At 65.8% G+C, this 21648-nt stretch carries 11 protein-coding genes; 4 read left to right on the plus strand and 7 right to left on the minus strand.

The window, feature by feature from the left end:
- Positions 1 to 256 (minus strand): hypothetical protein (locus ABZT74_RS28980; protein ID WP_356439471.1); only part of this gene is annotated, 256 nt, incomplete at its 3' end.
- Positions 257 to 544: 288 nt separating this feature from the next.
- Here ABZT74_RS28980 and ABZT74_RS28985 point away from each other — a divergent pair.
- Both ABZT74_RS28985 and ABZT74_RS28990 read left to right on the plus strand, forming a co-directional pair.
- Positions 545 to 2386, plus strand: a complete 1842-nt coding sequence (locus ABZT74_RS28985; RefSeq protein WP_356439474.1) for an AAA family ATPase — start codon at positions 545 to 547, stop codon at positions 2384 to 2386.
- Entirely contained in the window at positions 2373 to 4124 is a 1752-nt protein-coding gene (locus ABZT74_RS28990; RefSeq protein WP_356439477.1) for an ATP-dependent helicase, read from the plus strand. Before ABZT74_RS28985 ends, ABZT74_RS28990 begins: the two co-directional genes overlap by 14 nt.
- Positions 4125 to 4402: 278 nt before the next feature.
- On the opposite strand, the gene ABZT74_RS28995 is transcribed toward ABZT74_RS28990, so the two are convergent.
- The 6 genes from ABZT74_RS28995 to ABZT74_RS29020 all read right to left on the minus strand — a co-directional run bounded on the left by ABZT74_RS28995 (position 4403) and on the right by ABZT74_RS29020 (position 15833).
- Positions 4403 to 4960 carry a hypothetical protein gene (locus ABZT74_RS28995; RefSeq protein ID WP_356439480.1) on the minus strand — a complete coding sequence of 186 codons (558 nt, stop codon included), beginning with the start codon at positions 4958 to 4960 and terminating at the stop codon, positions 4403 to 4405.
- Positions 4961 to 5583: 623 nt separating this feature from the next.
- A complete protein-coding gene (locus tag ABZT74_RS29000; protein WP_356439483.1) occupies positions 5584 to 6906 on the minus strand; it encodes a competence protein CoiA family protein in 1323 nt (440 codons plus the stop codon).
- A gap of 583 nt (positions 6907 to 7489) precedes the next feature.
- Positions 7490 to 8824: a Wadjet anti-phage system protein JetD domain-containing protein gene (locus tag ABZT74_RS29005; RefSeq protein ID WP_356439486.1), complete on the minus strand. Its 1335-nt coding sequence runs from the start codon at positions 8822 to 8824 to the stop codon at positions 7490 to 7492.
- The gene (locus ABZT74_RS29010; RefSeq protein ID WP_356439489.1) at positions 8808 to 13043 is read right to left on the minus strand and encodes a TIGR02680 family protein; all 4236 of its coding nucleotides are present in this window, start codon (positions 13041 to 13043) and stop codon (positions 8808 to 8810) included. Before ABZT74_RS29010 ends, ABZT74_RS29005 begins: the two co-directional genes overlap by 17 nt.
- The gene (locus ABZT74_RS29015; protein ID WP_356439492.1) at positions 13033 to 14244 is read right to left on the minus strand and encodes a TIGR02678 family protein; all 1212 of its coding nucleotides are present in this window, start codon (positions 14242 to 14244) and stop codon (positions 13033 to 13035) included. Before ABZT74_RS29015 ends, ABZT74_RS29010 begins: the two co-directional genes overlap by 11 nt.
- Positions 14241 to 15833: a TIGR02677 family protein gene (locus ABZT74_RS29020; protein WP_356439495.1), complete on the minus strand. Its 1593-nt coding sequence runs from the start codon at positions 15831 to 15833 to the stop codon at positions 14241 to 14243. Before ABZT74_RS29020 ends, ABZT74_RS29015 begins: the two co-directional genes overlap by 4 nt.
- A 256-nt stretch (positions 15834 to 16089) precedes the next feature.
- Here ABZT74_RS29020 and ABZT74_RS29025 point away from each other — a divergent pair, with 256 nt between their 5' ends.
- Entirely contained in the window at positions 16090 to 16443 is a 354-nt protein-coding gene (locus tag ABZT74_RS29025) for a metalloregulator ArsR/SmtB family transcription factor (RefSeq protein WP_356439498.1), read from the plus strand.
- Positions 16444 to 17160: 717 nt separating this feature from the next.
- Positions 17161 to 21648, plus strand: coding sequence for an AAA family ATPase (locus ABZT74_RS29030; RefSeq protein WP_356439501.1), 4488 nt, complete (start codon positions 17161 to 17163; stop codon positions 21646 to 21648).

A 21648-nucleotide genomic window follows, 5' to 3' on the forward strand; every position in this document is an offset into this window, starting at 1 on the left:
GGGGGCGGAGGGGCATAAATGCCCCTAAAGAAATTCCTGGCGGAATTTCCCGCCCCGGAATTCGCCTGGCGGCGAATTCTCTGTGGTTTATGTCGGGCCGCTGACGCGGCCCTTTGTTTTGCGCGTTAATTTGCCTGGCGGCAAATTCCGGGTTGTTTTGTGTTGGGGGCTTTTTTGTTTTTGCCTGGCGGCAAAAACTCTTTTTGCTGGTTTGTTGGGCCGCTGGCGCGGCCTTGGTGGGGTGATGGTTTGTCATGTGCGTTGTGTGGGTGGGGTGTTGGTGGAGCGCCTGGCGGCGCGGGTGGATGAGGCGCGGGCGCCTGGCGGCGCGGGGTTGTTGGGGTGTGGGCGCCTGGCGGCGCTGTGAAAGGGTGAGGGATTAGTGTTGGTTGTGTGTTTTCAGGACTACGGTTGCGGGTGCTGTCTTTTATCGGCCGTGCGCGTTGCCCTGTTTTGGGTTGGTAGATGGGTGTGCACGGGGGTGTAGGGCTTCGCTGTGTAGTGATGCCGACGCTCTTGGGGTGGGGACAGAAGGGCTGTTTTTGTGAAGGTTCGTCGGCTTTCGCTGGAGCATTTTCGCGGTGTCCGTAGCGGCAGGGTTCTGCTGGACGGGCACTCCTTGTTGGTGGGCTCGAACAGTGTGGGTAAGTCCACTGTCTGCGAGGCTCTTGAGCTGATCCTGGGACCGGAGCGGATGTTTCGCCGGCCTGTGGTGGACGAGCACGACTTCTACGGTGGGTGCTACCAGCCTGTAGGTGAGGAGCTGCCTGAGATAGGGCTTGAGGCCGTGCTGACCGAGCTGTCACCGGCCGCGGAGCGGCAGTTCGGGCCTCATCTGCGTCGTTGGTCGGATGAGACCGTTGACTTCGCTGATCTTGAGTCGGGTGTCCTTGAACAGGCAGACGCCGGTCAGTGGTGTCTGCCGGTCGTTTTCTTGGGTCGTTACGATCCGCAGGAGGACGACTTCTTCGGCGGAACGTTCTTCGCTCACCCTGCGAAGTCTCGGGACGATCTGGGCGAGGAGAGCAGCGAACTCGGTGCGGGGCTGCGGCCGTTCACCCGGGAGGACAAGCGGCACTGCGGGTTCTTGTACCTGCGGCCCAACCGGACAGGGAACCGGGCTCTGTCGTTCCAGCGGGGATCGTTGCTGGACACCATCGTGCGGCTTGAGGCGGACCAGGGCGGGCCATTGTGGGAGAAAGCTCTGGCAGACGTCGCCGCCGTGGTGGTAGCGGACGAAGACTCGGGTTTCTCGAAGATCCGGGCAGAGGTGACCGAGCGGATCGGGCGTTTCGTGGGCCTGGCGGCCCACTCGGATCCGGTCGACCTTCATCTGTCGGAAGCCACACGCGAGCACCTGCGGGAGACACTGCGGCTGTTTGTCGCGACGCAGCCGGGGACGCACGCGGTGCCCTTCAATCGGCTCAGTACCGGCACTCTGAACCTCCTGGTGTTTGCGTTGCTGACCTACATCGCCGAGCTCAAGGGCGAGGACTCCGTGATCTTCGCGATGGAGGAGCCGGAGATCGCGCTGCCTCCGCATGCGCAGCGGCGGCTGGTCGACTTTGTGACGCGGCGAATGGGTCAGGCGATCGTCACTTCGCACTCCCCCTATGTGATCGACAAGTTCGATCCTGCGCAGATCGTCGCCTTGGGGCGCGATGAGACTGGCGTGCTCAGCAGTTCGCCAGTGCTTCTTCCTCCGGGGTTCAAGCCGAAGCAGTACTCGAACAACCGACGGCAGTTTGCCGAGGCGGTGCTGGCCCGTGCTGTGCTCGTCGTGGAGGGGAGCACGGAGGCCGATCTGGTACCCGCTGTCGCTGACGTACTGGAGCAGGATCCCTCCGTGGACTACGTCCATCCTGATCTGGCGGGGGTGTCGGTGTTCAATGCCCAGGGTGACAACGCCGTGCCGGCGTTCGCACCGCTTTTCAAAAGCCTGGGCAAACCGGTTTACGGCATCCATGACACGCCGGTGAAGCCTCTGTCGGCTGACACGCTGGCCAAGGCGGACGACTTCACCCGTTACAAGGTCATCCCCTACAAGGGCATCGAAGATCTGTTGGCTGCCGAGGTGCCCGTGAAGGTGCAGCGCCGGTTTCTGTCAGCTGCCGGTGAGCGGGCGGACTACCCGGGTAAGTGTGCGCGGCCGCGGGAGGACATGGACGACGCTGAGGTGACCGCGCTGGTCTGGGAAGTACTCAAGGAGCACAAGGCAGGCGGCTACGCCGCCCTGCTCATCTCTCAGTGCGTCGGCCGTCATGAGCTGCCGGCCTCGATCGTGGACTTCCTGTTGGAGGTGGATGCGGACCTGCGCACGCCTTTGGCGAGCAGCCTGGACTCCCCCACCCTCGGTGAGGGGGAGGTGACCGGTGGAGCCGAGTGACCTAGAGCTGGACGATAAGCGCCGAGCGATCCTGGACAGCACCGGACATCTCCTGATCGAGGGCGGCCCCGGCTGCGGCAAGACGACCATCGCCCTGCTGAAGGCCCTCAAAGCGATCGAGGCGCTGGACGAGGGGCAGCGCGTGCTGTTCCTGAGCTTCTCGCGCGCGGCCGTCCGGCAGATCACCGACCGGATGCAGGGCCTGCTGACGCGCAGCGTGCGCGCACGGCTGGAGGTGCGGACCTTCCACGCCTTCTTCCTCGAACTCGTGCGCAGTCACGGGCGGCTGCTGGCCGGGCATCCTGGCGTGTTCATCACTCCCGACCGGGAACGGGAGATGCGCGCTGACTTTGACGGCGACAAGGACACCTGGGAGGCCGAATGCCGCCGGATGGCCGCCGAGGAGGGGCGCTACGTCTTCGACCTCCTGGCCGCCAGCGCCGCGCAACTGCTCGACGGCAGCCGCGCTGTGCGCGATCTCTACAGCAGCATCTATCCGGTGGTCATCGTCGACGAGTTCCAGGACACGAGCACGGATCAGTGGCAGGCGGTCAAGGCGCTCAGCCAGACATCGACCGTCATCTGCCTGGCTGACCCAGACCAGCGGATCTTCGGACATCTGCCCGGGGTAGACGAGGAGCGCATCGACCACGCCGTCGCACATCTGCAGCCGGACTGCTTCGACCTGTCGGCGGACAACCACCGTAGCCCCGATGGCGGACTGCTCAGTTACGCCAACGCCGTCCTGCACCGCCGAGTCCATCCCCGCCCAAAAGGCGTCAGCGTCATGCTGTACTCGCTGATGTGGGGAGCCGTCTCCTGTGAAGTGCGTGTGCACGAGACGCTGCTCGCCTTGCAGAGCAAGCTCGAAGCCGAGCTGGGTCGCGAGCCGACGATCGCGGTGCTGGCGACCACCAACCGGCTCGTCGCCAGCGTCTCCGAGGCGATCAGCGAGCAGAATGTGACGTTGCGGCATGTGCTGGAGCCAGTTGAACACGTCCTGCACTGGGATCCCGATCTGGCCGCGTCCGCGGGCTACGTCGTCGCCTCCATCCTCGAATGGCCCGGCTTGGAGCGTCTGGAGGCGCTCTCCCGAACGCTGAAAGCCATGGCCGACTACTACCGCACGAAACTCGCGAAACGGGCTGCCAAGACCACACGCACCACTGTGACAGCCCTGGATCGGTCCCTCGCTCAGCTGCGGGAGGGCAAGCCGCCGCGGACCAAGGCGGCCAAGGTGCTCGCAGCGGCGTACGACGACGGGCTCAAGCTGGCTGGGCAGCCGGTCGCCGACTGGCGCGAAGCACGCTCTCGGCTGAGCGGGTCCGCGGAACTGGACGAGCTGTTCAAGCAGGTCCGCGTACTGAGGCTGCTGCACGCCACGGACCTGATCTCACTCACCCTTACCCAGGCCTGGAGCCCGGACGGCTCGTACCAGGACGCGGCCGCGCAGGTACGGCGCGCGCTTGCCGACGCCCAGCTCGCCCAGGCCGACCAAGACACGTTGCCGGTGAGCCTGATGAACATGCACCGCTCCAAAGGCAAGGAGTTCGACGGCGTCGTCATCGTCGAAGGCAACCGTCACAGTCGGTTCCTGGACGCCGACTGGGACGAGGAGCGCATCCAGGCGAACCGTCGGCTGCTGCGCGTGGCCATCACCCGCGCCCGGCACCGTGTCGTCTTCGTCCGTCCTCAGGACGCGCTCTCGCTGACGCCTGCCGGTCGGCCTACGACATAGCTCTTCCAGGGGAAGGAGGAGCTACGAGGTCCTGAGCAGGCTTGTCGATAGTGGAACCCAACCGGGTGGTAGGCCTTTCATTCTTAACCGCGCTCGGCGGGAGTACTTACGTTTCGAAGGCTGTGGCGGGACTCGGAGTAGCTGGCGAGGAATCACCAGCAGTTCATGCTCTGCGCAGCGGGGCGGATCGTGGGCTCCTCGCTGGCTCAGGCATCGCGGTGGCTGGGCCACTGACCGGCGGTGCCGGTCGGGTGCCGCTGCCGTTCTGCTTCTCTCGGCTACCTGTCCGAGCCGCACTCTTTCAACGCCGCGGTGTTGGATGGCTCTGCCGCCAGGACGAGGCCGTCGGTCTTGGTCTCAAGGAGATTCTTGCGTGCTTCTTCTGGAGCCTGGAGAGAGGTCGCAGTCCGCACCCATTTCTGTCCAGCGCGGTCGGTGAAGGCGAGCAAGTCGGCTTCCCACCATGTGAAGTCTGCGAGATCAACCTCGCCAATGGCGTTGCTCGTGATCAGGGCACTCATCTCAGCGCTCTTGAAGATCGCTTCAGTACACGGGGGGATACCGGAGCTCGGAAGGCGGAGCTCGTATTCTCCTCCTTTATAGGTGGTCCCAAGAAGTATGTCTGCGTCGGTGACGGCGTCTGGTGATCGGTTCACCAGATGGACGGCCCGCCCTTCCGTCATGGAGCCTTCCTCCATCCAGAACGTTATGCGTGCTGCCTGGCTTCTCGCGTCATTCTCACTGTCCTCTCGCGCTTGGTCGAGCTGTTGCCGTGCGATCACAGCGCTGTAGTACGTCGCGATGCCGGTAAACAGGAGGCTCCCGATCGCGGCCACTGCAGCGACAGCGGTTCCGATGGTGGCCCATGGAATTACAGCGGCCGGCTCCGCCTGGCCTCGTCTCAGGCGCAGGTGCAGGCGCCGTGATGTTGGCCTCCGCTGTGCCAGGCGCACGCGCACACGGCGCTGTTGGTTACTCATCCCGCCCCTCTCATTCCCCGACATGGTCGATGCTGTCAGCAGCAGCGGCCGCACGGAGTCCACTTCGGCTGGTTAATGCCGGGTGGGTGCAGGACCGATGAGGGCGAAGTGCCCGCTTGGGCCTTCGGCGCCGCGAAGAGGCTCCGAAGGCAGGTAGTGCTGGCGGGAAATTCCTGGGCCGGCGCATTGCTGACGCATGGATCAGTCTGCGATGCGGGGACAAGGGGAGCACAGTTGCGCCGACGACCGGTCGGGCACTTCATCGTCCTCGCCCAATACGGATGGCACCAGAACTGCTGACGCCTGCGTTGAAAAGGACTGGGGTCGCCCGCAACGTTGGGCTTTGTCTGCTCACCGTGCAACTTAAGCAAGCCGGTCCCGGCCGTTTCGTTCACCGCCTTTTTCGACGTGGCTGCCGCCCGGCTTGTGCGATGCCTGCGGTGCCTCCCGAAGCCCACTGAGCCCAGATGATCAGCGCGCTAGGGGCTTTGATCTGGAGTGGTTGTTTCCTCTGCACCGGTGTCGGCGCCCTGTTGCTGTGCATCGGTTGTCGTCGTGAGGTTCCAGCTCTCCATGGCAGCCGACACAACCGACTTTCTGGGCTCAGCAGGCCATATGCGCCTCTCGGCGAGGTCGAACAGCCAGAGCTCCTTTATTTTTGGGAGCTGGTCGATCATGGATGCCGGAAATGCTACGGGGACGTCGTGGGTCCAGGTCTGCCCGCCGCGTAGATTGGGGTAGACCACTATGAAGGGCTTCAGGTCTCGGGTTCTGCCCGTGCTGTGGGCCCAGCTGAAACCATAGAAGGCCATACCGTCCTCATAGCCAGGCGCGAACCTCATGGAAAAATCTGCAGGCGTCCGTGTGACGTTGTTACTGAATTGACCACGTATCAGAGATTCCAGGGTGCCGAGATACTCAATTCCGGTGCGCTCCCGGTATGCATCCATGGGCGAGATCGACACAAGTCTCGCGTACTCAACCTGCTCCCGGAACTCGCGCTCCTGCTGAACATCGGCTTCGATGTAACGCGGTGCCGTCCACCACACCTGCCACTTCCCAAGGTTGGGGCCGATCCACTCTCGCGCCCATCCCCTACCGTCCTCGTCTTGGACGGTAAGGGCCAACCACACCGGCCGGTGTGGCCGCATTCTGTCGTTCGCCATCCAGATGACTGCGTCAGTGAGGCTCACACCATGAACGGGGACCCAGTGTTGGTGCGAGGAACCGACGGAAGCCATGCGCGCGATTCCGGCCCTCACCGTCCAAGGCGCTCCGGCCTGCTGCGGGCTGTCGAGCAGAAGCGAAGGGGCACTCCCGATCCACGGCCGCGGGGCAACACCGAACCAGCAGACTGCTATGCCCTCGCTCTCGTACCGGCCCGTGCGGACCTGAACGTCCTCGGCGGTAATCGGCGAAAGCTGCGCCTCCAGGGCAACTCTCCGCGTGCCGTCAGCGCTTGTTGCCATCACGTCTGCCCGCCAGGAACCGTCCGGAGCGCTCACCTCGTACTCAGCGTGAAAGCCCGCGGAGCGGGCCGCCTGAGCAAGCTCGAGCTTCAACAGGTGGTGTTCCAGAGACTCGCCCCCGGCCATGGAACATCGCGGAGCGCGAGGGGCATGGCGGAAGAAGCGCAGTCCGCGGGGTGAACGGACCGGCACCATGCCGTGCTGACACTCCCTGCAGGCCAGCGGGGCACTCGGCCGGGCACGGTGCACGGCGTCCCACGATCTACCGCATCCCAAGTCGCGAGCAGTTGCGTCGATGGTTCCCCACGTCGCGTGCTGCACCAGGAAGGCCATGCCCTCAACTCTGGTTCGTGGCGCCTGTTTACTCAACCACGCCTACCTCCTGGGTGGTCGTCAGCCGGCGGTCTGAATGGCCCGACGCCGTTCGGCGAAGGCTGGGTTGGTGATCTCGTTGAGTTGCTGGGCCACCCCGGCCAGTGAGAGGCCTCGACGTCACTCCGCTGGCGTGGGCGCAGCGGCTCTCCGTAGAGCTGCATTCATTTCCTGGCGGATTTGGCCGCTCGTCGCTCAGGGCAGCCAAATTATCTGCGCGGCGATTAGCTCTTCTGGAGTTCCTAAATAAGATCTGCGAATTCAATTCGGTTTCTGGATAGATCTTGGTTTTGCGTGTGACCTCAGGTCGCACGCTTGGTGACCTGCTCGACGCAACGGGCGCCGGGCGGCGGTTGTCGGGTGCAGCGACGCGACAAGCCTGTGTAGGTGTCGGGTGCTGAGCTGCGCTTGCGTTCGCGGCACTCTGCTCTCCCCCATCGCTGCCGGCCGGTCCGCCGTGCCCGGGCCGACTCGAAGCTCCGCCAAGCCGGGACGGCCTCTGCGTGGGGTGCACGCGCTTGGGCAGGCGCTGCGTGCGGAGGGTTCACAGCCCGGCTGCAGGCACAGGAGCCGCGCTGCCAGAGCGGCGCGGTGCTGCGATGTTGGCGAGCATCGCGCCGAGCCGGGGCATCACGTCCTCGTGCAGACCCTCCTGTTCACAGCGCCGCCCGTCGTTGGCAGCGATGGCCGCTGCCAGGGGGCGCAGGCTCACCGGACCGGTCCGGGCCTGGGCGACCGCATGGCGCTGCCATTTGGCGAGCTTGTCGGCCGGTTCGTCAAGGTAGAAGCCGTGGGAGTAGGTCGTGGGATCCATGGCTACGGGGTGAAGCGGGCGGTTGAGGCGCTGGGCGAGGTTGGTGACGATGTCGATGCCGGGCGGGTCGAGATCGGTCCAGATAGCCAGGGGAAGGTCGGGCAAGGCGCTCACGACGTCGACCAGGGCGTCGGAGACGAATCCTTCGAGCCAGATGCGTAGCCATGTTTCGGGGATGTCGGTGTGGTGGCGGATGGCCTCGAAGGTTTCCTGGTTTTCGATGAGGAGGATGCCAGTCGCGGTGTGGGTGAAGCGGCCTTGTTCGGCGGCCGTTCGTCCGGGGATCTCCAGGAACGGGATGTCGTGGTCGAAGTTGGCGACGAGACTGTCCAGCTGCCAGTCGCCGGGGCCTTGGATGCGGACGGCAGTGTCGGTGGTACGGACGGCCTCGTCGAAGCGTTTGCCGATGAGTCGGCAGAAGGCTTCCTGGGTTGCGGGGGTCCAGCGTTTGCTTCCGCCCAGCGCGCGCACCGACAGTTCGCGTTCGGCGAAGGTCCAGCCGCGGTCCTGGCCCTGCCACCAGACGGCGGCGGCCCGCAGGGCGGCTTCGTAGACGCTCCAGCTGGTGGTGTGGGTGCGGCTCTGGTTGGGGACGCGTTTGCGGTCGGCGGGCAGCGCCCGCAGCAGGGCGCGTTCCTCGTCCAGGGGGGACACCGTGTGGATGGCGGTGAGCAGGCTGTGGCGTGCGGTGTGCGCTTCGTCGCGTTGGATCAGGCGTTGGTAGCGGGCGCGGCCCTTGCCGGTGCGCAGCGGGCCGCCGGCGCTGATGAGGAGGGCGCGCAGGGTCATGTGGTAGCGGCTGGCCAGGAGAGCTGCCTCGGCCTTGGCCGGGTTCAGGCGGCCGGGTGTGAGGGCGTCGCTGCCGAACAGCTCTATGAGGTCGCCGCGTTCGCGGGCGGTCATGGTCAGGGGCAGCGGCCGTTGCAGCTTGCCGCCGCGGTAGATGTGCTTGCGTGCGGTGCGCAGGAAGAGGGCGCCTCCGGGGGTGGATGCCCATTCCGCCAGGCCTACAGGCAGGGGTGCGGGCCTGGCGGGAGGCGGCCCGGGGTTATGCGGGGTCGTCACCGTTGGCGTCGTCTTCGCTTTCGAAGGGGTCGTATGGCAACTGATCGTAGAGGTCGTCGTCGGCGAAGAGGACGTCGTCGGTGCCGTCGGTGTACAGGGCCGAGTCGGTGAGTTCGTACTCCCGCTGCTCCGCGCCGTCCCACAGCAGCGGTGTGGCGAGCACGCCCTTGACCTGTGGGTCGCGGTAGAGCTGGTAGGTGGCGACGGCGGGGACCTGGGGGTGGAATCCCGTCTCGTCGTGGCTGGCCATGAGGACGTCCAGGTCGAGGTCGGCGAGCAGTCCCATGCAGTCGCCGCGCATCTCGGCGTCGATGCCGGCGAACGCCTCGTCGAGGTAGACCGGGCGGGGGGCGTGGGGGCGGGCGGCACGGTAGTGGGCTGCGGCGGCGATGAACAGCGGCAGCTGGAGCATGACGGCTTTCTCCCCGCCCGATCCTTTCTGGTGCTTTTTGTCGGTGAGCTCGGTCCAGGCGTGCTGGCCGTCCTTCTTGTACTCGATGGTGAAGCGGGACCAACGCCGGTAGTCGAGGGCCTGGGACAGGTGGGTTTTCCAATCCCCTGATCCGTCGTGGTTGCGTGCCGCGCTGACGCGGGCGGCGAGGAAGTCGATCAGCCGGTCGCGGTCGGTGTCAGCGAGGTTGCGGGTGTGGCGGCCGTCGAGGGCGTGGATCGCGTTGTGGACGTCGGTGTTCTGTTCGGGGTCGGGGCCCCATCGCAGGCGCATGAGCAGGTTGGTGGCCGTGGGGCGTTCGGCCAGGAGGCGGTTCATGCGTTCGATGAGGCTTTTGGCTTCGGCGCGGCGCTGGCTGAGGTGGTTGCCGATCCGCCCGAGCAGTACTTCGGCGAAAAGGTTGCGTTCTTCTTCGTCGATGAGGGTGCGCCGGGTGTCGATCTCGTGGTCCATGGTCTGCAGGGTGTCCAGGACGCCGAAGGGGACGTTGTTGTGGAACACGCAGGCGTACTGGACGGTGTCGCGGGTCTCCAGGGCGCACCGCCAGTCCGTTCCGATGACCTCGTTCTCCAGGCGGGTGAACGCCTTGTGGAGTTCGGTCTGGGCGTGGTCTTGGTCGGTGTCGCGGCCGGTCAGGTGGGACAGGTGCTGGTGGGCGTGGGCGGCGCGGGTCTCTGGCGTGGTGTCCGGTTCGGGTGGCGGGGCGGGCAGGTCGGCCAGGTGGAACAGACCGAGGCTGTCGAGGAGGCGGAAGGCGGAGCGGGCGGTGTCGTGCGCGGTTTGGGTGCGGGCGACGTCGTCGTGGGTGCTGTTCAGGCTGCCCTGGGCGATTCCGTGCCGGTTGCTGGTATCGACCTTGTCCTCGTGCAGGGTCTTCTGGGCGGCTTCGGTGTCCTTCAGTTCGGCTCTGGCTCTTTCCAGGTCGGCCAGGACGGTCTGGACGTCTGGGCCTGCGCTGTCGGCGGTCGTGCGGTGTTCGGTCTCGGCTCCCTGTGCGGCGGTCTCGGCGTCGTGGTGCTCGCGTTCTCTGAGCTTAAGTTCCGCGGCCCGCTGGTCGTGGTGACGGCGGGCCTTGTCATCTGCGTCCTGTCGCTGCAGAAGCTGATCGGCGGCGACGCTCAGGCGGGTGAGGGCGTTTCGGTAGCGCCGCAGTGCCTCGCTTTGCCCGTTCAGCTCGTCACGGCTGGTGGCAGTGCGGTGGGTCCGGGCGTAGGAGGCGAGTGTCCGGTCTGCTTCTTCCCTTTCGAGCAGGCACGTGTTCAGGCGTTCTTGGGCGTGGGTGAGGTCGGTTTCGATCTGGCCGACGCGTCGTTCGGCGGTGGCCAGATCGGTCAGGGCGGTGGTCACCGGCCGACTGGGAGGAAGGCGGCTCTTTTCGTCGAAGATGCGGTCCAGGCGGCGCAGGCTGTCGGTGTGGGCCTGGTCGGCGGCCGCGATCTGCTGATCGAGGGTGTGCAGTTGGTCGTCGATGCGGGCGAGTCGTCTGAGACGTTCCGCCCTGCGGGCCTCGATACCGATGTAGGAGGCGTGCTCGGCGCGGGTGCGTCCCTGCAGCGGTCCGATGCGCCAGCTTCCGTCGGTGCCGATCCAGGTGTCGGCCGCCGGGGTTGTGTCGGGGGCAGCGCCGGCGGGGTGCAGGGCGATGCTGTCGAGGATTTGCTGGACGCTGTCCTGGGCGACGTGCGGGTGGGGTGTCGCGGTGAGAACGGCACTCAGAGTGGGGCCGGGCAACGGAGGCCCGGCCACCAGGACCGTGTCCAGAGTGTCGGCGGCGAGCAGTTCGCCGCGGGGGGTGACCCAGGCGTCGAGGATGCCGGCCGCCTGCAGGGCAGCCTCCAGGTGTGCCCGGGCGGAGCGGGGGCTGCCCACGGTGAAGTCGACCAACTGCCATAGCGGGGCCCCGTGGTCGGGGCCGGGACGTGCGCGGCGCGCGGTGACTGGGGCGGCCGGTTCGGGATCGGCTTCCTGGGCGATACGGGTGCGGTCGGCCTGGAGACGCTCGTGCTGTTTGCCCAAATGCTTGCGGTGGGCCTGGCGTTCGGCGCGTTGCTCTTCGAGGCTGATTTCCTGGGGGCGGGCCGCCTGGTCGACGACGGTGCGCAGCACGGGGGTGCTGCCGTCTGCGGTGAGGGTGTCGACCGTTGTGTGCAGAGCGGTGATCTGCTGGTCGCTCAGTTCCAGTTCGGTGAGCTTGTCCGTCCAGGCAGTGAGTTCCTCGTGGAGGAGGTCGGCAGCTTTGCGGTGGGCGCTTCGGCAGTTGTCGGTCTGTTCCAGGGCGTGGTCACGGCGCTCGGTGAGGCGGTCGTGGTGGTCGGCGGCGGCCGTGTAGTGGCTGGTGGCGGTCTCGACGTCGCCGATGAGCGGCATGGTCTGGTTCAGGTGGTACTGGCGGTTGTCGCAGACGGCTTCGAGGGTCGCGGCGGCCTGGGCGGGCGTGTTGCGCAGGCCGAAGCGCTGGCGGTCGTGTTCGTCGGTCATGCCCGTGGTGCGGGCCAGGAGTTGGGCATGGTCTTCGACCTGGGTGACGGTTTCGACTGCGGCGGCCAGGCCCTGCTGCTCGCGGGTCCAGTCTTCGCGGGCTTCGGTGGAGGCAACGCGCGCGGCGTGGTGGCGCTTGTCAGCGGCGTCGGCGTTCTGGCGGGCCGTCTGTGCCTTCTGGCCCAGCATGTCCAGGACGCGGCCCTGGTCCACCTCGGGACGTTGTTCGAGCGCTTGGACACGTGCTGCGCGTCGGGCGCGTTGGGCCTCGAGGTCGCCCTGGCGGCGGGTCAGTTCCTCCAGGTGGCCGTCGAGTGTTTCCAGTGCGCGGCGTGCTGCGGTGTGCCGGGTGGTGGCATCGGCGTGGGCGGCGTGGGTGCCGGTCATGCTCCGGGCGCTGTTGGCGACCATGGTGCGGGCATAGCGGTAGTACACCGCTCTGAAGCGCTGCAGGGCTGCGCGGTTGTCGAGGTGGCGCTGCATTTCGTCGCGCTCGCGGGCCAGCTCGTCGAAGCGACGGGCGAGGTCCTCCAGCATGGCGTGGCTGACGGGCGGCAGGCCGTCGGTGAGCAGGCCGGTGAGTTTGTCGACGTTGAAGCCTTCGCTGAGTTTGGGGCGGCGCAGCGTCAGCAGGAGGTTGATCAGAGAGCGCAGCTGTGTGACGGAGCCGAAGCCGAACAGATGCTTGCTGATGTGCTTTTGGTACAGGTCGGCACTGTCGAAGACGGCGTTGGGGCCGAGGAGGTCTTTGAGGGCGGCGGCGCTGTGGGGCTGGCGGCGGCCGTTGTAGAGCCTGAAATCGCCGCCGACGCGCTGCGGGGTGGCGAAATACCAGGAGTCGGGGGCGCCTTTCTTGGCTTCGGTGGCTTTGAGGCCGGCGCCGATGGTGAGGTACTCGCAGGCGCCGGTGTCCGTGATGCGGCCGTATTCGCACCAGATGTAGCCGACGCGCTGGCTGAGGCCGTCGTAGAGCAGGTTGTCGCGCATGGTGCGACCGGACGTGCCGAAGGGATCCAGGCGGTGTGCGGAGAGGTTCGCGTCGAGGAGGAACGGGCTGCTGACCTCGATGACCTTGCTCTTGCCGGCGCCGTTGCGTCCGGTGAGGATCAGCCGGCCGTCGTGGAAGACGAAGACTTCCTCTTCGTATTGCCAGATGCCGATCAGGCCCATGCGCAGCGGTTGGAAGCGGGGGCGGCCGGGCAGGGGCAGTTGGCCGGCCAGGAGGCGGTCCAGGCGCTGGCGGGCGGTAGGTGCGCCGACCGGTGGTGTGGAGCGCGGCTCAGTGGTCATGGGGGTCCTTGTCGGCGGTGCTGGGGGCGATGCCGTACAGCAGTCCTTGTTCGGCGTCGAGGCGGGCGGGGGCGGTGGTGGACCGGTAGCGGGCCAGGGCGGGCAGCAGCCGTATGCCGGTGGGCAGGACGTCGATCAGGCGGAGGCGGGCGAGGTAGTGCTGGGCTTCGTCGAGGACTGTGGCGGCGGTGACGGGCCGGTTGTTGATGTTCTTGACGGCGTGCAGGAGGTGGTCAGCGATGGTCTGGGAGAGTTCGAGGGCTCGGGTGTGGGGGATGGCGCGGCGGCGGGGGTGGGCGGCTTCTTCGTGCCACAGGGCGTCGGCCAGGGCGAGGGCCGCGTAGGGGCGGGTGGAGCCGTGAGGGAAGGGCAGGTCGGTGAGGGTGTCGTCGATGACGGCGGCTCCCTCGGCTCGTGTCTCGACGCGGGTGTCGAGGGCGTTTTCCACAGTGGTGATCAGGTCGCGGTGGTGCTGCATGTAGTAGGTGTGTTCGTCTGCGGTGAGGTCGTCGAGGTAGAGGACGGGGTCGTCGACCAGGCGGCGCAGCAGGCGGTGGCGCAGGTGGTCCTGGGCTGCATCGGGGGTGTGGGGGGTGTCGGCGTCGAGGAGGGCGTCGGGGCCGGGTGCCTGGCTGGGGGCGGTGGGGCTGGCCAGCAGGAGGCGGGCGGTGGCGTGGTGGACCTGGTAGAGGGCGTTACCGGTGCCAGCGAGGTAGTCGCGTTCGTAGGCCGCGTTCTCGGCGCGTTCTTCGGGGGTCAGCACGCGTTGGTGGCACAGCAGGCGGATCGCTGCGACGAGGTCGGCGCGGTCGCGGTACTGGGTGGCGTCGAAGGTGCGCACGGCGGGTTCGGCGGTGGTGCTCACGGTGATGCGCTGGGCCAGTTCGGTGATGACGGTCTGTTCGTCGCAGTCGTCGAGAGCGGCGAGGGTCATGCAGTACAGCGCGGCCTGGCGTCCGGTGGGTGCGTCGGCGGGGTGGCGCGGGCCGGGGGCGGGGATTTTGTAGAGGCGGGCGTGGTCGCGGTCGACGTGCAGGCGCCAGCCGAGCTGGGTCTCGCACCAGGTGCGCAGCGCGGTGTCGTGGCGGCGCACGAGGGCCAGTTCGTAGGGGCGGTGGGTGCGGGTCAGCAGTGGGCGGGCGAGCAGGGCGCGCAGGGCCTCCTGCCGTTCGGCGGCGTCGGGCCCGTTCCAGGCGGTCATGTGTGCGCTCCGGTGCGGGGCTGGATGGTCAGTTCGAAGTCGGCCACTGCCAGTTGGCCGTGAGGCAGGGTGAGTGTCGCGGCGGCTGTGGGGGTGGCGGGCGGGGCCAGGACGATCAGGAGCCGTCCGTCGCGGCTGCGGGCCCGTCGGATGCCGTCTTTGCCAGGGCGAGCGGACAGGCCCGTGGTCAGGCAGGCCAGCAGGAGGACGGCCTCGGGCTCGGGCAGATCGGGCAGGGCGGACAGCCGCATGGCGCCGCGGGCTGCGAGGGCGTTTTCGGCGTCGTTGCGGGTTTGTTGGTTCTGCGCGCGTCGGGCTGCGAGGTGACGTTTGGCGGCCCGAGTGTCGGCGATGCGCGGTGGCGCGCCGGCCGCGGCACGGGGGCCGTGATGGCGCACGCGTGCGGAGACTGGTGCTGGGGTGTCGTTCCACCAGGTGGCGCGGGGCAGGTGGTCGGTATCGTCGTCGAGGGGGTGGGTCTGGCCCAGGTGGCGGGCCGGGTTCATGCCGAAGGCCGCCCGCCACAGGGTGCTGGTGTCTTGCTCGGTGGGTGCGTTGTCGAACCAGCGAGCCAGGGTGGTCAGGTCTGCGGCGCGGTTGACGCGGCGGAAACGGCGATCGTTGATCTGTTGGACGATCTGCATGATCTGGCTGACGGCCTCAGCGGCGCGTTCCTGGAGGATCTCGGTGACGGGGAGGCGTTCTGCGTCACCGTGGAACCAGCTGCGCAGGCCCTGCCATTGGCGGGCCAGGTCCTGGCTGTGGCGGGTGGTGAGTGCCTCGGGGCTCTGACCCAGGACGGGGCTGGCGTCGACGGCGGCCAACTCGGCGAACCGTTCGTTGAGGCCGGCTTGTTCGGCGGCTTCGATACCGGCGGTGATGTGCGGGGTATAGCGTTCCAGGATGATAGTGAAGGTGTTGAGGTAGCGCACGACCACGTCCTTGTAAGCAAGGAACGCATCGATCTGCAGGGTGCCGTTGGTCTCCAGGGACCGGTTGAGGCCTTGGACAAACAGCTTGGCGTTCTCTGACAAGTCGGAGAAGCCGCTGGTCAGACGGCGGTAGGCAGCGTAGGTGCGGGATGGGTCGAAGGGCTCGCGGGCCAGGAGCGCCGTGAGTTCGTCCAGGGCTTGAAGCACCGCGGGAAGCATTGCGCTCTGCAGTGCGCCGGCAGTGCCGAGCTCGCGGTCGATGCGGAGCACTTCGCGGTGCAGCTGCGCGCCCTGCGGGGTGAGTTGGTAGTAGTGGTCCTTGCGCATGTACTCCTGGACGGTGTTCTTGCGCCGTGTGCTGTAGATCCGGTCGACGTTGCCGTTCGCATACAGGTCCGCCAAGAGTGTCTCGACCGGCGGGAGGTGGCCTGTGTGACCTGAGGCGGCCAGTTGGGCTCTGACGCGCTCGTCGATGACGGCGACGGGTAGGTGGATACCCAGCCGGGCTTCTTCCTCCATGAGCACGTCCACGATCAGCCGGTAGTAGCGGGCGTTTTTGAGCACGAGGTAGAGGACCAGGGGCATCTGGCCGTCGCCTGGTTCCGCGGGGGTCTCGTGCAGACTCACGTCATCAGCACCGTGGCTGACGGGCGGCATGGCGGTTTCCTCTCGTGCGGAACAGCTGGCCCCGGAGACGGACACGGGACACGGCCGGGTGATCCAGGAGTGGCGACACCATATGCAAACGAATGATCACTTCTTCATTCGTTGAAGGATTTGTGAGGTTTATCGCTCCAGCCCTGTACACGGCGAGCCGCAGCGCACTGTCGCAGCAGGGAGTTGCCCGGGACAGGGCATCCTTACGTGACGCATGCAGAGATCCAGGGCTCAACCGTCGCAATATCATGAGGTCATGGGCCATGCACCGGACGCGCAAACCTCAGGCATGACAGCTGCGGAGGATCTGGAGAGAACTGGCGCCACCACCGTGGCCACGACGCTGCAGGCACTGGCGCATCCGTCCCGACTGCGCATCCTGGCGCGCCTCCAAGCGGGCCCATGCTCGGCCAGTGAACTCGCTGCCGCCTCGCAGATGCAGCAGTCGGCTTGCGCCCACCAGCTGCGCCTCTTGCGCAACCTCGGTCTGGTGACCGTGGAGCGCCACGGCAAATCCGCCATCTACTCCCTCTACGGCGATCATGTGGCACAGCTTCTACAGCAAGCGCTGTATCACATACGTCATCTGCGCGCGGCTTCACGCTGCTGACAGGGCCGCCGAGCGGGTCCGAATGCCACGCACACCGAGCACCACCCTGCAGCAGGGGCTCCGGGCATCGTCTTCGCTTCTACGTACAGCGCCAACCAGCCCGGCAACATCGGCGCCGAACTTTCCTGGCCAAGGCTCCTGCCGCCGAAATCATCACCTCCTCACCCTCCTCGTCGAGGAAGAGCAGTATCGACGGCCGCCACCCCACGACCCTCCTCGCGATCTCCTCGACGAACCGGGTCAATCGGTAAAACCGCAGACGGGTTGGCCGTTGACAGCAGCCCCTTCTGGATATGTTGCCCGTGCCGACCACCGGCCAGTGGCTGTGCCGAGAGCTTGCGAATCTCGTCGAGGAGCCAGTACTGAGAGCGGGACGAGTCACCCGGCGGCAACCATGGCGTTACGTTCGGGACAGGGCAAGCGAACGGATATGCCAATAGCACACTATTGCGGTCGTTCATCGTTCCCCGTTGACACCGAGATATGGCTCGTCACAACGAGTAGCCTGCTGCTGCTCAGGCATACCTGAGACGTCGTCAGCTAGGGTCTCGCAACCCTCGGGCGGGTCACCATCCGGTCGGAGTGATGGAGGCAGGTCCGCTTTGGGTATGAGACGGGGGAATGGGCAGAGTTGTGAGGGAGTTCGACCTATCAAAGCAGGCCCCTGGCGGGCTGGTTGCTCGTACAGTGGAAGCCGCTGGACGATGGGGGGGAACCTTGGATCCGGTAGTCCTTGCAGTCATCTCGTCATCCCTGACATCTTCCCTGGGCACAGAAGCGTGGCGGCAGGTCCGCGACAACGTGGTTGCCCTCGTCCGCAGTGTCCGTCCCGAGCAGGCGCGCGACGTCGAGGCGGAACTCGACCAGACCCGCCTAGAGGTGGTGGCAGCCCGGAACGCCGGTAACAGTCGGCGCGAGCAGGAACTGACCATGCGCTGGGTGGGGCGCCTGAATCGTGTCTTCGCCGGGGATGAGGCCCTTGACACGGCCTCCCAGCACGACCTGACTCTCGCTCTGCTGTCGTCCGTGCGTGACTATCCACGGCCCGACGAATGGATCTACAGGCTTCCGGAAGTGGCCAACCTGTCACGAGGTGCGGCCGCCGTGGAATCCGTCACCGAAACCGCGGCACCGGATGTCCGATGGGTTCGCACTTCATCAGACGGAGTGCGCCTCGGGTATGCGCGGACATTACCCAGGGACGTTTCCCTGTCGGGTCGGGACCGGGAACTGACGGAATTACTGTCTGCGGCCTCGAACCGCCGAGCCAAGGGGGCTCCGGTCTGCCTCGTGCACGGCATGCCGGGTTCCGGAAAGACGGCTCTGGCAGTACACGTGGCCCACAAGCTGGCAGACCAGTTCCCTCATGGGCAGATCTTCATCAACCTGGCCGCTCACAGCCCGGACGCCGGTGCCCCCCTGCCTGTCTCACTCGTGCTGGCAACGCTGCTGAAAAGTGCCGGCGTGCCTAGGTCTGCTCTCCCCCGCAGTACGGACGGCCGGGCCTCCATGTGGCGCAGCTGGCTTTCCGGAAGAAGAGTGCTGCTGGTTCTTGACGATGCAGCAGCCCTGCCCCAGGTGGAACCGATCCTTCCTGGGGATTCTGACTGCTTGACTATCGTTACGAGCAGGCTTCGCCTGGAGACACCGCTGCTGACACAATCGATCGATCTGGGCTCTTTGGACCCCGATTCTGCTGCAGGTATGTTCGAGCGATTGGTCCGCCGTTCAAGGCAGGTCGACCACTCCTCGGCTCGGGCGGTCGCTCTCTCGTGCGGACATCTGCCCATTGCGATCACTGCGGCAGCCAGTCAATTGCTTCGTCATCCGACCTGGGCCCCCAGTGATTTACTGCGTGAGTTGAGCAGCATTTCGCATTCCTCCGGACCCTCGCTTGCACCATTGGTTCCAGAGGTCGGGGCTGTTTTCAGGAGCTCGTACCGGCAGTTGGCGGAGAGGGAACAGGAATTCTTGGCCCAGTTGTCAATGCACCCGGGCACTGACCTGGAGCCGCACGCGGCAGCCGCGCTCACCGAGGTCAGCGTCGAGCTGGCCCGTGAGCATCTCAACAGCCTCTACCTGCGAAGCCTGTTGAGCGAAGTACAACCCGGACGCTTTCGCATGCATGAGCTGGTGCAGTCGTTCGCGGGACGTCAGTTTCGCTCGGTATCGGACAGCGCCGCGCTTCTGAGGACGGTGTCGCGCCTCGCGCGGTTCTACCACGACACCACTGCCGCCGCGTTCGACGTTCTGGGATCTGGGGAGAACGCTACGACGCTTCCCGACCCTGCGCCTGAACTGCTTGGTGCCGGGCAAGCGACGGGGTGGCTCAGGCAAGAGGCAGAGAACATCGCGGCGGTAGCCCAGGCCGAAGCCGGCGAGACATCCACATTGTTGGCCGAGCTTCTGACTGCCGGTTTGCTGCAGGGTGGTGGGCTGGATCTCGCGCGCGAGGTGCTGGCACGCTCGGTGGCACATTTCGCAGACAGCGGGAGCCACTACGCGGAAGCCGTATTCCGCTACCAGTTGGGCCTGGTGGCCCTTGAGGCGGGCGAGGCCGAGGCTGCCAACGACCAGATGAGCCGTGCTCTTGCTCTGCACCAGGCAGAGGGGACCAAGACCGGAGAGGCCCGCGCCCTTTACGGGTTGGGGCTCGCTCAGCACGTTGCAGGACGCACCAAAGAGGCCGTCAGTCATCTCGCCCGCGCCTCAGATCTGTTTCACGAACTCGGCACCGACCTTGACGAGGCCAACTCGTTGTACGAGTCCGGTGCGGTGCAGGCAGCTTCGGGGCAGGTAGGGGAGGCTGTACAACTACTCGAACGAGCTCAGACCGTCTACCGCAGTGCAGCATCCTCGCCGAAGGGCGCCTCTGCGGCGCGCGGTCTGCCAAGGGACTGGGCCGATCAGCTGCGGAAATTGACGGAACGGCTGAGCACTGGGGCTGATTCACCCCCACACCTCGCCGACCTGGCCGGCCCGACCTGGGTGACCTTGCCGGGCACGGTGGTACACCATCCGGCTGCCATTACGCCTGCCCGTGAAGCGGTTGGTGGAGGCGGTGACGGAGGTGATGAAAGCGGCGGAGGGGGCGGCGGCCCTCTAGGACCAGAGGGCACCCACGGGCCGTTCGACGAGGATGACGATCCAAGCCACGCGGAGACGAGTTCCACGGATGGATGTGTCGCAGGAGACGCCGCGGAATCATCGGGTGCACCACAGCACCTGTCTCCCGAAGAGCGAGAGGCCATCACTGGTCAGCACGTCAACTTCTGGTTCAGCGATGCCGATACGGATGATGCGGACACGCTGCAGGTGGGACGTAGGTACCTCGGGTGTTTTCAGGTCGGCCCTGACGACCCGCGGAATCGTGTAGCGGGCGAACGTCTGATCCCAGCAGAAGACATCCCGCCCTCCGGGTTGGTAACCCGATGGATCGTGTACTCCACCACGGCGGCTCTCGAAGTGCCTACCGACGCCGACTTCACGGCTCACGTGTCCACATCGCTGGCGGGTGACAAGCCTCAATGGCTTGTCGAGTTCGAGCTGATCATTCCTACTGACGGTCAATCGGATGAACGTCTGATCGCTATCACCCCGCAGTCTGCGGGCGAGATTCGAATCACGGCCGACCTGTTCGTGGGACAAGATCTGTACCGCCAGCTGAGCATCGATATCATTGCGGACGAGCCGCCCTCTCCCCCCGGTGCAGCCTCGGACCCACAGCCCGGTCCAGCAGAGGAAACTGCCGCTCCTCGCCCGGTCCCCCACGCACGTCCCTCAGCGGACGCCAGCCCAACGACCGTGCCTGAGGGCTTTGATCTGGATTCTGCAGTGCGCGCTCCGTCTGCAGCGAGCGGCGAGCGAAGAGGTCCGCGGCTGCGAGAAAAGCAACTGCTGCCGCTAGGGCAGACGGCGCTGCGCCCCGTTCATTCCTGGCAACGCCCCGGCACGACCCTGAATCTCACTCTCATGCCCCCACGGGCCAAATGGACATTAGAAGTCGATGGGCAAGGAAACCAGAGCAACTGGATCGACTGGACTCCCGGAAACGATACCGGCCAATGGGTCACCAGAAGTCAGGACGCTCTGGACGCGATTCGAGAGTTATGCGGCCCTCGCTCCAACGCCATCACACCCCAGGACATCTCAGACCGCCTCAAGCGATTCCAACCGAGCCAGAAGTGGTCAGAACAGAGCCTGCATTATTCCGAGCAGGACGCAGCGTTCTGGGTCGAGATGTCGAAACACGATGCCGCTCGCAACCTAGCCTATGCAGGCCACAACCTGCTGCGTGCTCTCTTTCCCCGAGACCATGAACTGCACCAGCGCATCCTTGACCTAGGCCCGGGCAATAAGCTGCACGTCGACTGGCGCAGCCGAGACCAGCAAGTGTCCCATATTCCCTGGCAGCTGCTTTATCGCGGCAATCCACCCGGCGTCGGTCAGGCCGTCAACGCTGAGGACTTTTTGGGGCTGCGCCTACGGCTGTCAAATCTTCCCTATGCCCAGGAGCACTCCCGGGCCATGGACCCGAAGGCGACCAGAGCTCACCTGCTGTACTGGGGTGTCGGCGACGACACAGCGCAGACCGTCCGCGAGCATCGGCAGGAGCTATTGCCCTGGTCGCCAACCTTCCTGCCCACTGTCGGCGACGATCAGCGAGCGGAGTTGTCGAGTTTCCTCTGCTCCCCCAAGCCGACACCGGTGCCCCTCATCTACATCTTCTGCCAGGGAACCAACAAGGAAGAGATTCCGCTACGTTTCGGCTCCACAAGCGCACCAGAAGATGCGTTGGCCCTGGCCGATATTGGCATGGAAGAATTAAAAGATCACCCGCTGATCTTCGTCAATGCATGTGACAGTTCGGCTGTCGTTCATCCTTTCAGCAACACACTGCAGCATAACTTCATGGAACGCGGCAGTAGTGCATATATCGGCGGCGAATGCCGGGTGCCCGCAGATTTTGCAGCCCGCTTCGCATCAGTATTCTTCCATTTTCTCTACACTCGCGGTCCAGACAATATTCCCAATACAGCCGGCGAAGCAATGAGCCAGAGCCGCAAGTTTTTCTGGGACGAATACCGCAGCATTGGCGGCCTGTTCTATAGCTATGTCAATGACTACAACCTGTGCTTCGGCGACCTCGGCGAAGTTGAACAGATGCACCAAGCACCCGCCGTTACACGAGCCACGACGATGTAA

Origin of the sequence: Streptomyces sp. NPDC005302 (assembly GCF_040607345.1) — a bacterium.
GTDB lineage: Bacteria > Actinomycetota > Actinomycetes > Streptomycetales > Streptomycetaceae > Streptomyces.

Bases quoted from the DNA above. Each gene is read 5' to 3' on its own strand.
- ABZT74_RS29000 (WP_356439483.1), bottom strand. From the start codon at position 6,906: ATGGCCTTCCTGGTGCAGCACGCGACGTGGGGAACCATCGACGCAACT.
- ABZT74_RS29010 (WP_356439489.1), bottom strand. From the start codon at position 13,043: ATGACCACTGAGCCGCGCTCCACACCACCGGTCGGCGCACCTACCGCC.
- ABZT74_RS29015 (WP_356439492.1), bottom strand. From the start codon at position 14,244: ATGACCGCCTGGAACGGGCCCGACGCCGCCGAACGGCAGGAGGCCCTG.
- ABZT74_RS29020 (WP_356439495.1), bottom strand. From the start codon at position 15,833: ATGCCGCCCGTCAGCCACGGTGCTGATGACGTGAGTCTGCACGAGACC.
- ABZT74_RS29025 (WP_356439498.1), top strand. From the start codon at position 16,090: ATGGGCCATGCACCGGACGCGCAAACCTCAGGCATGACAGCTGCGGAG.